Consider the following 15,564-nt stretch of genomic DNA (forward strand, 5'->3'; position numbering starts at 1 on the left):
CGAGCAATTTAAAGACTTGATATCTACACAAGTTATATCAAAAGTAACCTATCCTGTCGAAGAATATTTAACGCTTTTGAATACTTACTCGGCACACATAAAATTAGATCAAGAAAAGAAAGAGTTTTTATTTTTGGGATTGAGACATTGCATAGAAAAGTTCTGAATTCTTCTTCAATGCTTTACAAAAACGTCAACTTGCTAGATGATAGCAACGAAAGGGAAAATAATTAGTAAATATACAGTATTTTTAGATAGTATTTTTAGCTATCGGTAGTTGTGTGAAAATCCTGTAATTACGCAGCTAGAGTCGGTTTGAGTTTCCCTCATTACCTTAGCTCGAAGTAAAGAAATGGCAACACTAAATATCTCACACTTCCAAGTAAATTCTGCAACTTCCACTTCCTATGTTCATAGTTTAGTTTTCATCGACATGGCGGTTGAAGACTATAGCTATTTGGTCAATGGCGTCCTTGATAATGCCCAAGTGTTCGTCCTTGACTCGACACAGGACGGTGTTGAACAAATTACAGAAATTCTAGCGAGTTGCAATCGTCCGAATTTAACTAATATTCATATTGTGTGCCACGGTGCCCCAGGTTGCTTACAATTGGGCAACACCCATTTAGGACTGGATACCCTCGACAAATACAGCCAGCAACTGCAACTATGGCAAAAGATATTTTCAATCTCTGGCAAGAGTAATAATCTTTGGAACTTACTCATCTATGGTTGCAATGTGGCTTTAGGTGATGCAGGGACAGAATTTGTAGACAAATTGCACCAACTTACCAAAGCAAATATTGCCGCTTCTCGTCAGCGAATTGGCAATGCAGCATTAGGTGGTAACTGGGAGTTAGAAGTCCGCACCACTGAAATGGAAGCGAGTCTAGCATTTGCAGAAACGACACGCCAAGCTTACGCAGGGGTACTGGCGACATTTACGGTGAATAATACTGGGGACACAGATGATGGCGATCGCAATAACGGCATTACAACACTCCGGGAGGCAATCAACTTAGCCAATGCTACTGCTGGGGATGATGCGATCGCTTTTGGAGGAATATTCAAAGATACCACCCCAGATACCATTACCCTTACCTCTGGACAACTGACGATTACGGATGATCTAAGCATCTTGGGGACTGGGACATCTAATGTGACTGTGAGTGGAAATAATGCCTCTACAGTATTCGAGATATCGGGCCTAGGAACAGGTGTCAATATTAATGGACTGGCGATCGCTAGCGGCAGTATTAAGGTTAATAGAACTTCCATCCTCAACCTAGCAAAAAGCAGTGTGTCTGGTAATACAGCAGGAAGTGCCATCTCTAATAGCGGTATCCTCAATCTTGCCAACACCAGCGTCTTTGGCAATAAGCAAGGCGGTATCTATAACGGTGGTACTCTCAGCCTAACGGGAAGCAGTGTTTATGGAAATACCTGGGAAAGTAGCAGTGTTTCTGCCAATAACAATAATCTGGGAGGCGGCATTTATAATGACGCTTCTGAGGGTAAAACTGGTACTCTCAGCCTAATTAACAGCAGTGTCTCTGGCAATACGGCAAACTTCGGCGGTGGTATCTATAGTGGTGGTACTTTCAAGCTGACCAATAGCACTGTCTCTGGTAATACAGCATTACAGGATGGCGGTGGCATTTATAACGCAGGTGTAGATTATGATGCCGGATCAGCTATTCTAGTTAACACCACCATCTCTGGCAATACAGCGTTAAATGATGGCGGTGGGATATACAATGGCTTTGCTTACGTGAGTGGCAACAGGCTGACCCTAATCAACAGCACAATTAATAACAACACAGCCGACTCAGATGCTGATGGTACTGGTAATGGCGGAGGTGTTTTTAGTTTTTCTGGTGAGAGCAAGGTTAGTAACACCATTATTGCAGGCAACTCGGATAAGTCCACCTCCGGTGATATACACCCCGATGTAAGTGGTGGGCTGATTGACTCCGACAATAACCTGATTGGTAATAATACTGGTAGCACTGCCTTTACCACCAGCACCCTGGTTGGCACAAGTGCTAGCCCCATTGACCCCAAACTTGGATTGCTGCAAAATAACGGTGGTGCAACCTTTACCCAGGCGTTACTTGCGAATAGCCCCGCTATTGATGCTGGCAATAATTCTCTAGTTCCTATTGGTGTCATCACTGACCAACGCAGCGCTGGATTTAACCGAATATTCAACGGTGTTATTGATATTGGTGCTTACGAAGTGCAGTCCCTTATCACCCCGCCACCTGTTAATACTGGCACATTTGTGGTGACTAATACCAACGATTCTGGATCGGGATCATTACGGCAGGCTATCCTCAATGCCAATGCGACCGTTGGGGCAGATACAATTACCTTTGCAGGCGTGTTCACCGATGCTACCCCAGATATTATCACCCTGACCTCTGGCAAATTAACTATCACCAATGATATTAACATTTTGGGGACTGGGGCATCTAACCTCATTGTGAGTGGGAATAATTCATCAGGCGTGTTCGAGATATCGGGTTCTGGGACAGATGCCAACATTGATGACTTAAAGATTGCTAATGCTAATGATCCCTTAGGCAGTATTTTGCTCAATAGCAATACCAGCCTCAGCCTGACTAACAGTACTATCTCTGATAATAGAGGGGAGGTAGGCGGCATATTTAACAGAGGCACTCTCAGCCTAACGGGAAGCACTGTCTCTGGCAATAGCGGATCATCTTTAGGCGGCGGCATCTTTAACAAAGGCAACCTGAGTTTAACTAACAGCACTGTCTCTAAAAATGGTGCAAACGTCGGTTTCAACACTGCCTATGGCGGCGGCATATTCAACACAGGCAAAGTCAGTATAAAGAACAGCACCGTTTCTAATAATACTGCATTCGCTAGCGGTCTAAATCGGGGAGGCCCTGACCCCTACCCATCCTACGGCGGCGGCATTTATAACTCAGGCACTATCGATATCACTAGCAGCACTGTCTCTGGTAATGGTGCGGCAGACGGTGGTGGCATTTATAACTCAGGTACTTTTAGCCTAATTAACAGCACTGTCTCTGATAATACTGTATATTACACTGGCGGCGGCATCTTAAACAGTGGCACTCTCACCCTCACCAATGACACTATTACCAATAACATAGCAGAGGGCTTTAGCTATAACGGTGTTATTGGTAATGGTGGGGGTGTTGTCAGTAGTGGCGGCACTGTTATCGTTGGCGATACCATCATTGCAGGCAACTCCTACACAGTCGAGCCTGGTGATCCCCGCGATACCGGTTTTTCCCGCGACGTTGGCGGCAACTTCACCGACGCTGGTAATAACCTAATTGGCGATCGCACTGCTAGCACTGGCTTTACTACCAGCACCCTCGTTGGCACCAGAACCAACCCCATTGATCCAAGACTCAGCCCCCTGCAAAATAATGGTGGTGTAACATTTACTAATGCCTTACTTGCGGATAGTCCCGCCATTAACGCTGGGAATAATGCTTTGATTCCAGCAGGTATCACCACTGACCAACGCGGTGTTGGATTTAACAGAATATCTAAGGGTAAAATTGATATTGGTGCATTAGAGTTTAACGGGCTGAATGGAACCAATGGCGTTGATAATTTAGTAGGCAAGAACTACGGTGACATAATTAACGCTCAAGCCGGGAACGATACTATTACTGGTAATCAAGGGAACGACATCCTAACTGGTGGCGGCAGCAAAGATAAATTTGTTTACAACTTAGGTGACGGTGTTGATACCATTACTGATTTCGGTGGGTTAGATAAAGCCTCAAATCCATCAGCAGCAATCATTGCCGAAGTGGATACCCTCAAATTTCAAGGTGCTGGATTAACAGCCCGAAATCTGCTACTAACCCAGAATAGTAACAATCTGGAAATCACCTTTGAAGGAGTGACTGATGACAAAGTTATCCTGCAAAACTTTCCTCTGGAAAACCTAGAGAACGTATCGGCAGTGGGCAATATCTTGTTTAATGGGCAAACCAGCATTAGTGAAAGTTTTGATGTCTTCGATGCCAACTCCGCTATCTTCAACAAGAACACAGTCACCTTTCTTAATGACCTGAACAACAATCTCACTGCCTTCGACAACTCAGCAGATATTATTAATGGTCAGGGGGGTAATGACCGCATCGACGGCTTGAGTGGTAACGACCTATTACGGGGTGGTGAAGGTAATGATACCCTGCTTGGTGGTGTTGGTAATGACACCCTGGTTGCTAGTCTAGGTAATGATAGCCTCATCGGCGGTGCTGGTAATGACATTTTCCTTGGTGGTGGAGGTTCCGATACCTTGACTGGCGGTAGCGGTAATGACCAGTTCATCTACCAAACGTTAAGCGATTCCAATACTACAATCAGTGACTTTAATCAGAGCCAGGATAAGTTAGTCTTCACTGACCTGTTTAAGAATCGGGGCTACAGTAGCAGCAATCCCATCGGTGATGGCAACTTACAATTTGTGCAATCGGGTACTTCTACACTAGTTCAAGTCCTTATTTCTTATAATCCTAGTTATTCTTTTTTTAACACCTTCGCAACTTTGGATAATTTCACCGCGACAAATCTGGTAGTCGGTAGTAACGTCATCGTCTAGCGCTAAATTCTAGTCTGTAGCCATTGTCTTCAAAGTCAAGGGATATTGACATTTGGTGAAAAAGAACGTAGAGACGTAGCATTGCTACGTCTCTACAAGGGTTCTGGGTAAAGCATAATTAATTTGTGCAGATATCACTGCTTAATTTTGGATTTTAGATTTTACAGACATCTAAAATCCAAAATCTATACTCTTAAAGTTGCCGCACTAATGGCTGACCATCTTTGACTTCACCAATCAAAACTAAATCGACACAGTTAACGAAAATACCATTTTCCAGAACACCGGGAATGTTATTCAGTGTCTTCTCTAGGCTGACTGGATCTTCAATAGAGTCAAATCTGACATCCAACACAAAATTGCCTTGATCGGTAATCACTGGGCCAGCTTTTTTTACACCCATGCGGAGTTCTGGTTTACCACCGAGTTTTTTGATGGCATTAGTTACAGGAGTAATTGCCATTGGAATCACTTCCACGGGTACAGCGAAAGTAGAACCCAAGCGTTCTACTAACTTACCACTATCTACCACAACGATAAACTGTTCTGCCAGGTAGTCTACGACTTTTTCGCGGGTATGTGCTGCACCACCGCCTTTAATTAAATTCTTCTGCGGATCGACTTCATCTGCGCCATCAATGGCAATATCGATGTGGTCAATAGCATCCAAGGTCGCAAGAGGTACACCGTATTGCTTCGCCAGTACTTCTGACTGAAATGATGTAGGTATACCAATGATATCTTTAAGTTCACCAGACTTGAGGCGATCGCCCAAAAACTGAATCGTATATGCTGTTGTTGACCCCGTACCCAACCCCACAATAGAACCCGACTTTACTAAGGCGGCGGCGGCTTTGCCAACTTCTTGCTTCATCAACTTTACGGGATCTGCTGCTGCGGTCATTGCCAAAACTCCTGAAAAACTGACTATAGTCCATAGTAGTGGGCAGATAACCTCAAAAGATGAAAGGTAAAAAACAAGTTTTTGCTAATCTTTACTTGCTTAATTAGGGAATTATAAAAAATAAAACATCCTGGTCTCCGGAACAATGGAGATGACTAATGTAAATATAAGTATATTAATATACTAAATAAATGAGAAATTTACAGTACACTGATCCTACTTTTGAACAACTTTTCGCTAAGATTGACCCGGAAGTAGCAAATACCTTTACGGTGGAGCAATTAGAAGCGATAAAAAGGGGTTTGGCCTCTTGTGCTAGGAAACGTCATTCTTTAGACATAAGAGTTTCAGTACCAATTCCCGGATTAAGGTTTTATCTGGTGTTGCTAGCAGGTTCAGAACGTCGCTCTAAAGTACGTTTACGCTCTGAAAGAGGTTTATATCCTTTTTGGACTCCTGCCAATATTTTGTTCCTCATAGGGTTTCTAATAATTCTATCGATTTGTAGCTACACTATATTTTCTTCTGCATTGTCTTCACTTACTCCCACATCTAGCTCCTATTACCCTACTTCAATTCCTTGGATTGACGATAAATCAGAATGTGAACACACTGGTAGAATTTGGAATCATGGGAAGTGCTGGGATTTTGAACAAAGTCCTAATTTTTAAAATTTATAGCCACACTTTACGTAGCTAGAGCAACATTGCCCAGCCTAAATTCGTCACTAGCTGAGTTACAGGTTATTAAAAACACCAAATTTTGAGTAAGCCTCAGTAACGTAGTTTTTTAAATTCACTTACCAGTTAAAAGCGGTTATCATGATGCGTCAGCTTTCAATTACTTTATCTTTAGTAGCACTACTACAAAATTTACCAGCAATTGCTCAGGTCCCAGTGCCAGAAAATACTTCTGGAGTCCCATCTGATGCCATTCAACAGGTAACTGCAATCAAATGGATGACAAACTATTCTGATGGCAAGTTTTATCCAGAAAGGTTACTGAGTAGGGGCGAATTAGCGTCAATTATGGTGAAAGCATTTGGGCTAAATAAGAGACAAGCTGTTAGCAAAGAAAATTTAACTATTCCAGATGTTCCTCGTTCTCATTGGGCATTTAATGATATACAGACAGTCTTAAAAACTGACATCATGAAAGGCTATCGGGGCAATGAATTCTTCCCTAACCAAAAGGTGACAAAGGCTGAAGCTCTTGCTATTTTCGCCCAGGCTTATGGTGTATTTCAGTTTCCCGATGACGCTGTGAATGATATTCTGGCTTCATATCCAGATGAAAAGTCTATCCCAACTTGGGCTAGAAAGGCGATCGCTACAGTAGCTACTGAAGGATTTCTCAATACAGATGCTCAAGGCAATATTTCCCCATTAAAACCTGTAACCCGTGGAGATATGGCTTATGTATTGAGTAAATATTTACAACGACAACAGCAACAACCCGAAACACCAGAAGTTCCAATTATTCCAAATAGCCCACAAACACCTTAGCTAGACTTTATCCAGCCAAGGTGCTTAAATTCACCTTTGACCTGAACCTCTATACCTGTCTCGAATTTGGCGAAGATATAAGGAATTAGACTGTGTTGGTTGCTGCAACACATAATTAGATTGTGGTGGTTGCGTCGGTTGCTGCAACCCATAATTAGATTGTGGTGGTTGCGTCGGTTGCTGCAACCCATAATTCCCATAAGTAGATTGTGGTGGTTGCATCGGTTGCTGCAACCCATAATTCCCATATCCTACAGGATTTGTGGGGGTGACAACGCCTTGATTTGGAATCTGGCTAGAGTAAGGTGCAATATTACTTGGTACTGCATACGTGCCTGGGGACGTTACTGGTGCTACATTAGGCACTACCTGACCGTTATTTAAATTATTGTAGGGATTTTGCTGCAAGTTCGTACCCGTTGATGTATAACCTGTACCAGTATTTAACCCATTACTAGGCACTACCTGACCGTTATTTAAATTATTGTAGGGACTTTGCGGTAAGTTCGTACCCGTTGAGGTGTAGCCTGTCCCAGTAGTTAACCCAGCACTTGGTAGAGAATTTTGACTGGGTAAGCTGTTAATGGGTGGCATCAAAGTTGTTCCTGGCTCAGAGGATCGGCCCAAGCCATTTGTCTGAGTTGCAGCCCCATTGAAACTAGAATATTGCTGGTTTGTCGATTGGTTGAGTCCTGCTTGCACAGGGCTGGTGGAGACAGAAATTTGATTCTTGTTGGTTTGATTTGTGAATCCAATACCCAGACTAGAAGGTGTTTCGCCCCCTGTTGGTTCAGACGCCGTATTTAAAGGCTTAAGACCTAAAAACTGGTTATTATTATCACCCGTCCCAGCCCGTAATAAATTTTCTGTTTGTACAACAAAGGGATTTTTCACGACTGGGGAGATGTCGGGATTAACGCCTAGACCAGGATTTAATTTGGTATTATTAGCAGACTTTTGTTTGTTAATTACATCCTCTAAAGAGTTTTGACTATTTTTTGCTTCAGTATTTTCCTTGGGGTTATTTGGCGTTACTGAAGGAGTTGCTTGGTTAAAGTCATTAAATAAAACTGGCAGATTATCGATATCTGCTGCAACGGCTTTGTTTTCTTCTGACAGCGAGGAATCAGTAGGCTCTTGTGAGGCGACTTGACTTTTTTGCTTATAAACGAAAATATCTGGGTTTGACCAGTATTCCCAAGTTACTAGACCGACTACAGATAAAAAAATTGCAGTCCCCCAAAAACTAGGTCGCCCTAGATTCCATAACCTGGCTTTGAGATAGCGTAAGTAGGCGGGAGGATAATGACGATTTGGCATGGAATTAATAATTGAAATTTACTCGAAATCTGTAAAACTTGATGGAAGCTGAAAGTGTTGGTGTTTAATTATTTTGTTTTTCTCAACAGCAATATCTCAACTGAAGTTGGATAGTAATTTTATCCTAACTTCTCCATCAGTTATTAGTCAGTACCAACAGATATGTAGTAGTCAAAAATTTACTTTTTAGCGGCTGGAGTCCTTTTGCAAGATTTTTTAGAAAGTTATGGCAATTTATGCTTATTTTTGGGTATCGGTCACATTGGATAACATCAGGAGTTTACAACTGGTCTAATTTATTGTTGTAGCTGGACAAAAGTTCAACTTTTTTATTTTCTAGTTAGCAAATTAAACTGTGTGCTGCAATGCTTCGATACGCCTTTGAAGGCACTGGGCTGCACCGTACTATTAACCAGGAGACTACAGCAATGATGAAAGCTGAAGATATCATGACCAAAGATGTAGTTACCATTCGCGGTTCGGCGACTGTTGCTGAAGCAGTGGGGCTGATGAAGGAAAAAAAATTGCGGGCGCTGGTTGTGGATCATCGCCATGAAAATGATGCTTATGGCATTGTCACAGAAACGGATATTGTTTATAAGGTAACAGCCTACGGTAAAGACCCAAAGCAAGTGCGGGTTTACGAAATTATGAGCAAGCCTTGCATTGTGGTCAATCCTGATTTGGGTGTGGAATATGTAGCACGGTTATTTGCTAACACTGGTATTCATCGAGCGCCTGTGATTCAAGGCAAGCTGTTGGGTATCATTTCGATTACCGACATTTTGACCAAAAGCGACTTTGTGGAAGCACCAAAAGCCCTATTGCTGGAGGAGAGAATTCAAAAAGCCATTGAGCAGTCTCGGGCTATTTGCACCGAACAAGGTGCTTATTCTAAAGGCTGTGCAGCCGCCTGGGATGAGGTAGAAGAACTTCAAGCAGAAGCCGCTCATCAGAAAGCTGAGGGTATGGTATCAGCCAAAGTCTGTTTTGAAGAATATTGTAAGGAAAACCCAAATGCACCAGAATGTCGAAATTATCATCCGTAATTGAAGTGTGGGGATGAAGAGGAATTGGAAAGAGGCATGGGGCAGGGAGCAGAGGGGGAAGAGTAATTTTTTATTACTTCCCCTTGCCCCTGCCCACTCCTTCTTCATTTCCCCCTACTCTTTGCTATGTCGATTTAACGTTTGGCAACTCGCATCAATAAAAATAGACCTATTCCCAGAAAAAGAAAGTTGGGCAACCAAGCCCCTATAAAGGGAGAAAGGGCACCTGCTTGCGCGATCGCACCACTAATAAAGAAAATTAAGTAGTACGAAAAAATAACTACGACACTAATCCCAAAGCTGGTACCTCTTCCAGTTCGTTGGGGTATGCTTCCCATTACTGCACCTACTAAGCCAAAAACTACACATACAAAAGGTAAGGAGATTTTTTGTTGAATCCGCACTTCGAGTTTACGGATTTTTTGGCGATCGCCACCGAGAAGTTCTACTTGTAGTTGATCTAGTGCTTCAACAATATTCATCTCACCATAGTCTCGACTTTTTTCTGCCAGACTTAATGGCGTGCGCGGTAGTTGCAGTTGCTGGTGTTCAAATCTAACGATGTTGCGATAAGAGCGATCGGCAGCGACAAAATATATAGTACCGTTGTAAAAATCCCAGACATTTTGAGAAGGATTCCACTGGGCGGTTTCTGATACCACAATTTGATTCAGATTTTTTGTTGAACGGTCTATAATCGTCAAACCTGACATCCGCTTACCGTCAAATTGGTCGGCGTAAAACAAGCGTGTCAATATCCTATTTTTAGAGCCATCCGGTTGTGTAACATCCTGGTATTCAGGATAGAAAATATTTTGCTGTTTTAAAGTTGGCTTATCTGATTTAAGGGCATTATCCAAAGTCATCGCCGCTTGGTAATTTGCTGCTGGTGCAATTTGTTCGTTAAACACAAATGTCATTCCTGTAACCACAAGACTCAACAGCACAGCAGTTAGCACTAGCCGATAGACACTCACCCCACAACTACGCAGGGCAATTAGTTCGCTCTCGCTAGAAAGACGACTGTAAGTCATCAAAGTAGCCAGCAGCGTAGACATGGGGAAGGCTAAAACGATAAAGTTAGGAAACTTTAACAAAAAAACCTGAATGGCAATGTCTATTGGTAGCCCAGATTCTACAATTTTTCTGACTAAATCAAATACAGCATCGATGGTAACGCCAATTGATGAAAAAGCTCCGACACCAAAGAAAAACGGCGCTAACAATTCGCTAGCAAGGTAACGATCCATGATCGTAAAAGGCAGCAGCGAATAGAAGTTGTAGAAAGACGTAAGTTTCTTTGATATCATGACTAGCTTGAAAAGTTCAATGTTAGCAACCCTGGCAAAATAAATGATATCTATATTTAGGATTAAAAATTAATTTTAAATACCCGAAAATTAACTAATAAATTTATGTTTAAAATTTTAAAATAGCCTTTTAAATTATTAACTAAATAATGATTAATTTAGACTTGAAAATTATTACCTAAATAGTATTGTCGCACCAGGGGGTTGCCGTAAAGTTCGTCAGCAGCGCCAAAAGCGAGAATTTGTCCCTCGCGCATTATATAGGCGCGATCGGTGATGGCCAGAGTTTCACGGACATTATGATCTGTAATTAAGATTCCCATGCCGCGATCGCGCAGTTGTGCGACAATTTGCTGAATTTCTGAGACTGCGATCGGATCAACTCCCGCAAATGGTTCATCTAAAAGTAAAAATTTTGGTCCTTCTTGTCCAGCAGCTAAAGACCTTGCTAATTCCGTCCGCCGTCGCTCACCACCAGAAAGTTGAATTCCTTTGCTATTGGCTAATTTTTCCAAGCGAAACTCCCGCAGTAAAGTTGTGAGTCGTCTTGACCACTCCCATCGTGGCACATTCGTTTGCTCTAACACCAACAGAATATTATCCTCTACTGAGAGTTGGCGAAAAACACTTGGTTCTTGTGCTAAATAGCCAATACCCAGCCGCGCCCTTTTGTGCATTGGCATTTCTGTAACGTCTAGATTACCCAGCCAGACTTTTCCTTGATTGGGTTTTTCTAAACCCGTGGCAATGTAAAATGTCGTTGTTTTACCAGCCCCATTGGGGCCTAGTAAACCAACGATTTCGCCCTGAGCAACAGAAAGATTGACACGATTGACAATTATTCGTTTGCCGTAAGATTTGTGGATATTCTCTAAAACAATTTTCACGCTGGAGCCGCCCTTTGTTGGTAGTAAATGCTAATTAGAAGGCTTCAAAGGTGGCGTTTTTGGCGCAGGTGTCGCAGTTTGTCCATCATTATCTGATTCTTGGATCATGTAGATAGACTCTACTTGACGGTTGGATTGGGGTAAGGCAACAAATCGCCCTTGGTCGATTAAATAGGTTACCTTCTCCGCTCGGATACTGTTACCGCCCTGTTGCAAAATATAGACGTTGCCACTGAAATCAATTCGGCGTTCCTTACTAAAGTACTGTGCTTGGGCAGATGTTGCTTGAATCTGGCGAGATGGATATAACATTTGCACATTACCGCGAGCAGTAATTACTTGGTTTTTCGCGTCATATTCTTGCACATCAGCGCGGATAGTGAGGGGCCGATTGTCTCTAGATGTTTGCGCGGTAGCGGTTTGCACTTGAATAGGGAAAACAAAAGCGCCCAAGAGTGCTACTGGCAGCATTAAAGCTAATCCAAAGCGACGTATCTGGGATATGGGCAATTGATAACAGGGCATCATAGCAATTGGGGATTCAGGATTTCAGCTTGCATTCTAATTATCTCAAGTACTTTATCCAGATATGAAATATACAATCTGGAGTGATTTCCGATAACTACTGGCTGAAGTACGTGACGCTACCCCCAACCTCAAGGTTTCAGCAAATTGACATCTGAGTGAAAATAACGTAAGTACGGCGTTGCTGAATTGAAGTATCAATCTGGATGTAGAGACGTAGCAGTGCTACGTCTCTATAAGGATTTTGGTATTACGCAAAATCATTTTCATACATGGAATCAGTACAACGCCGTAGGTACAATACCCTGCCTTAAGCCGTTTTGCGTCTACATGAATTGTGCCTACTGAGCATTTCGGGCAACGCACAATTAATTACTAGATGTCTAATCACTAGACAGCACAATTCTAGGCAAAGATAAGACTTGATTTTCACCCAAATCACCAGATGTAATCAAGTCTTGCCCTATTTGTTGTAATGTCGTTAATAACACTGCGCTCTGACTCAATAGCTCATCTACGTCAACGCCACTGTAGCTGGATGGGTAACGGCGGAGGCGATTGCTACCTTCTCCCAACAGAATTACTGCACCTCGCCAGTTGCGATTCTCCAAATGATACAGCGCCACAGAAATTTGGAGAATGCCTTGATAAAAGGTTTTTTCCGGTTCGCCAGCTTCAATCCACAAAGCCTCTAAAGTGTCATGACAGGCGTAAAACTGTCCAGAATTGAACTGTTCTACGCCTTGCCAAAACTCTTGGGGGATGGTTTCGCTCATCCCATGCTGTCTCGTACTTCTTTAATTGTTTCGAGAGAGATGTCTTGTTTCTCTCCAGCAAACTCGTTGTCAGGGGTGAGAAATAACATGCAATGGCACTCTTTGCGTTCTCTCATTGGCACACAGGGGCAATTCCAATATGTTGCGTGAACCTCAGCCTCTTTATCTTCGTAATGGCGACAGGGACATAAGGGCGCACCTAGATCGTCTTTATGTTTGGCTAGTCCTTCAATCACAACTGCGGTAACAGAGGGCTCAGAACAGAAGTATGTTCCAGTCCGCTTGGCGTATTGTTCGGAAAAATGCCGCATTGCCTCTAGGCTTTTATCGCTGGATTTTGTGTTATGTTCTGATGTGATCATGTCGCTCATAATTTAAATATTTCTTTGCATTGTACCTCAGCCTCACTAGGGGATTACGAGTGTATTTCCCTAACCTTACCCGTTTAAGTTATTTTACCTTTGCTCAAAGCTTGATATGTCTGGTGGGCTGGGATCAGAGAAAATCTAATAAATCAGAGAGATAACTTGCGTGAGGACTGGGGAGTAGGGGGAGCAGAGGAAGCAGGGGAAGCAGAGGAAGAAGAACTATTGATAATTGACCAATGCCCAATTCTCAATTCCCAATGCTCTAGCAGTTATTGAAATTTATAAACGTAATGTTTTTTGTAGCTGGGGTTGCAGTGGGCGTAGCCCGTCGGAGACATCACTTTGCAAAACTATACCAGGGTGTTCCCAATTGATTACCTCTTGTTCTCCTGGTGAGGAAATATTTGGCCACAAAACCCAGCGACTGCCTTGAGGAAGAGTCGCAAGGCTCAGGGGGTTTTGAGTTAACCAAATCAAGGGATAGCTTTTAGGAACTTCTGAACTGGCATCTTCTAATGCTCTGGTTGCTGCTAAGGTTTCTAAAACATAGACATCGCCTTTAATTAAATCTGTCGATGCTGTCCACAGTTGCACCTGTAATTGCTGTTGCTGTGCATAAAAATACAGCGAAGCTGCGGCAATTACTGCTTGTTCAAAGTTTTCTTCTTCCCAATTGCTAGCACTGTCAAGGGCAATAACTATTTCTTGTCCACCTGTGACCATTTCTAACTCCCGCACTCTTAATTCTCCATAGCGGGCGCTAGTGCGCCAGTGAATCAGACGGGTGGGATCTCCGATGCGGTAAGGACGGAGCGATCGCACCAGCCCTGTTGTCGCTGTCTGCAAGGGTCTACCACGAGGATCGCCCCTTTTGCTCTCTTCTTGCCCCATTTCGTCTATTAGGGGGCAGGTAGCCAAGGGTAACACTGTGGGATAGACGATCGCAGTAGCAGCACAATCACGCTGACGGCGACACCAGAACAATCCCAAAGGCGCACCAGAACCTAGTTCGACTGTGTGCCAGCGATAAACGCCTCGGCGCTGGGTAGGGTGATAATATACCCAACGGTAACTACCTTGGCTAGGAATTGTCTCGATTGCCTTTTGTACTGGTTTCCCTAAGACGAAGGGTAATATATCCTCAACTTGCAATAAGCTTACAGGCTGCTGTGTTTGATTGCGGATTTCTAATTCTACAGTCAGATCGTCGCCTGCTGACACAGGTTGAATGGGACGGCGGGTGATGGATAGATTTGTGAGCGATCGCTGCGGTAAGATGGCTGCTACACCCAAAAGGGCAAAACTGATGCCGCTAATGGCGTAGAGCCAACCAGCCATCGTATTGATACCTGCGCCAAAAAAGCAAATAGCCGTTGCTGCTAGTACCCAACCGCCATAAGCAGGGGCACTGGCACGGGTTTCTAACCAATTAGTGATGGGTTTGATGATTTTCATGTTTCTTTTTTAACCCAACACCACCCTAACTTCACAGTGTCTTGGGGGTTCGCCAAAAAAGCTTTTAATTGGATTCCTCAAAAAGAGATGGAAAATTACGACGACCACTTACAATCCGTAGAATTTCGATACCATCATCTAATACTCTATACTTTTTCGTTCAGTTAGAGTTTATTCAAGAAACACAGTAAGTCAAATTTTACGTTGTAACCAAGCAAAGACTTCATTAACAGAGAGCGTCAAATTCAAATCTTCTAACACTGGTAATATATCTTGTCCCGCTAACAAATCTGGTAAAGAATCAGGCTGATAAACTAAAATACAGCGTTCACTTGGATCAATCAACCATCCTAGCTGACTGCCATTTCTCAAACAGTGTAAAATATTGCCAGTTACTTTCGTTTGACTTTGAGCAGGCGAAATAATTTCGATGACCCAAGCGGGTGCGAAATCAATGCCGTTGCTAATAATATCACCGCTCTCATCCAGTGGTATTTGATTGCTAGAGATAACAACCACATCAGGAACTACTGAACGATTGCCGCAGGTACAGCGTAATTCAGGAAAGGCTTCGTAGTTACTGCTCAAGGCATCAATCACTGCAACTAAACGTTTTTGCAATAAGCTGTGTTTAGCCCCTTCCATAGGTTTCTGAATTACCTCTCCGTTAATATATTCCCAAGCTGGTGACTCTTCAATGTATGGAAGTTTTAAGAACTCTTCTAGAGTCGTGCTTTCTGGAACTGTAATTTTTCCTTGCGTCAACCCAATATTTTTCATAATGTGGAGTCACTGAGGAATTGTCTGCACAAATTAACAATTTATATCTATTTTGGTGGTTTGCATC

Annotated in this window: 13 protein-coding genes; 4 read left to right on the forward strand and 9 right to left on the reverse strand. The window is 42.9% G+C overall.

Annotated features, from left to right (window positions below; translation table 11 throughout):
• The first annotated feature begins 352 nt into the window (after positions 1-352).
• Positions 353-4,618, forward strand: coding sequence for a DUF4347 domain-containing protein (locus LC608_RS05855; protein WP_229552640.1), 4,266 nt, complete (start codon positions 353-355; stop codon positions 4,616-4,618).
• A gap of 193 nt (positions 4,619-4,811) precedes the next feature.
• Here LC608_RS05855 and rpiA read toward each other — a convergent pair whose 3' ends face one another.
• Complete coding sequence (rpiA, locus tag LC608_RS05860; RefSeq protein WP_152589876.1) at positions 4,812-5,522, reverse strand: ribose-5-phosphate isomerase RpiA; 711 nt, start codon at positions 5,520-5,522, stop codon at positions 4,812-4,814.
• Positions 5,523-5,713: 191 nt separating this feature from the next.
• Here rpiA and LC608_RS05865 point away from each other — a divergent pair, with 191 nt between their 5' ends.
• Together LC608_RS05865 and LC608_RS05870 are read left to right on the forward strand one after the other, a co-directional pair.
• Positions 5,714-6,193 carry a hypothetical protein gene (locus LC608_RS05865; RefSeq protein WP_229552641.1) on the forward strand — a complete coding sequence of 160 codons (480 nt, stop codon included), beginning with the start codon at positions 5,714-5,716 and terminating at the stop codon, positions 6,191-6,193.
• Between the two features lie 153 nt (positions 6,194-6,346).
• A complete protein-coding gene (locus LC608_RS05870; protein ID WP_229552921.1) occupies positions 6,347-7,027 on the forward strand; it encodes an S-layer homology domain-containing protein in 681 nt (226 codons plus the stop codon).
• A 30-nt stretch (positions 7,028-7,057) separates the two neighbouring features.
• Here the strand turns inward: LC608_RS05870 and LC608_RS05875 are convergent, their stop codons facing one another.
• Positions 7,058-8,347, reverse strand: coding sequence for a hypothetical protein (locus tag LC608_RS05875; protein ID WP_229552642.1), 1,290 nt, complete (start codon positions 8,345-8,347; stop codon positions 7,058-7,060).
• 428 nt (positions 8,348-8,775) lie between these two features.
• Between LC608_RS05875 and LC608_RS05880 the strand changes: the two genes are divergently transcribed.
• Positions 8,776-9,396, forward strand: coding sequence for a CBS domain-containing protein (locus LC608_RS05880; protein ID WP_229552922.1), 621 nt, complete (start codon positions 8,776-8,778; stop codon positions 9,394-9,396).
• A 134-nt stretch (positions 9,397-9,530) separates the two neighbouring features.
• On the opposite strand, the gene LC608_RS05885 is transcribed toward LC608_RS05880, so the two are convergent.
• From LC608_RS05885 to LC608_RS05915, 7 genes are all read right to left on the reverse strand, one after another.
• Entirely contained in the window at positions 9,531-10,646 is a 1,116-nt protein-coding gene (locus LC608_RS05885) for an LptF/LptG family permease (protein ID WP_229552643.1), read from the reverse strand.
• Positions 10,647-10,864: 218 nt separating this feature from the next.
• Positions 10,865-11,593: an LPS export ABC transporter ATP-binding protein gene (lptB, locus tag LC608_RS05890; RefSeq protein ID WP_229552644.1), complete on the reverse strand. Its 729-nt coding sequence runs from the start codon at positions 11,591-11,593 to the stop codon at positions 10,865-10,867.
• Between the two features lie 30 nt (positions 11,594-11,623).
• Positions 11,624-12,121 carry an LptA/OstA family protein gene (locus tag LC608_RS05895; RefSeq protein WP_229552645.1) on the reverse strand — a complete coding sequence of 166 codons (498 nt, stop codon included), beginning with the start codon at positions 12,119-12,121 and terminating at the stop codon, positions 11,624-11,626.
• A 380-nt stretch (positions 12,122-12,501) separates the two neighbouring features.
• Positions 12,502-12,894 carry a DUF309 domain-containing protein gene (locus LC608_RS05900; RefSeq protein WP_229552646.1) on the reverse strand — a complete coding sequence of 131 codons (393 nt, stop codon included), beginning with the start codon at positions 12,892-12,894 and terminating at the stop codon, positions 12,502-12,504.
• Positions 12,891-13,256 (reverse strand): ferredoxin thioredoxin reductase catalytic beta subunit, encoded by a 366-nt coding sequence (locus LC608_RS05905; RefSeq protein ID WP_100899363.1) that lies wholly within the window; start codon positions 13,254-13,256, stop codon positions 12,891-12,893. Before LC608_RS05905 ends, LC608_RS05900 begins: the two co-directional genes overlap by 4 nt.
• A 285-nt stretch (positions 13,257-13,541) precedes the next feature.
• A complete protein-coding gene (locus LC608_RS05910; RefSeq protein WP_229552647.1) occupies positions 13,542-14,717 on the reverse strand; it encodes a DUF58 domain-containing protein in 1,176 nt (391 codons plus the stop codon).
• Positions 14,718-14,909: 192 nt separating this feature from the next.
• Positions 14,910-15,497: a Uma2 family endonuclease gene (locus tag LC608_RS05915; protein ID WP_229552648.1), complete on the reverse strand. Its 588-nt coding sequence runs from the start codon at positions 15,495-15,497 to the stop codon at positions 14,910-14,912.
• Between the last annotated feature and the right edge of the window lie 67 nt (positions 15,498-15,564).

Origin of the sequence: Nostoc sp. XA010 (genome assembly GCF_020829625.1) — a bacterium.
Classification (GTDB): domain Bacteria; phylum Cyanobacteriota; class Cyanobacteriia; order Cyanobacteriales; family Nostocaceae; genus Nostoc.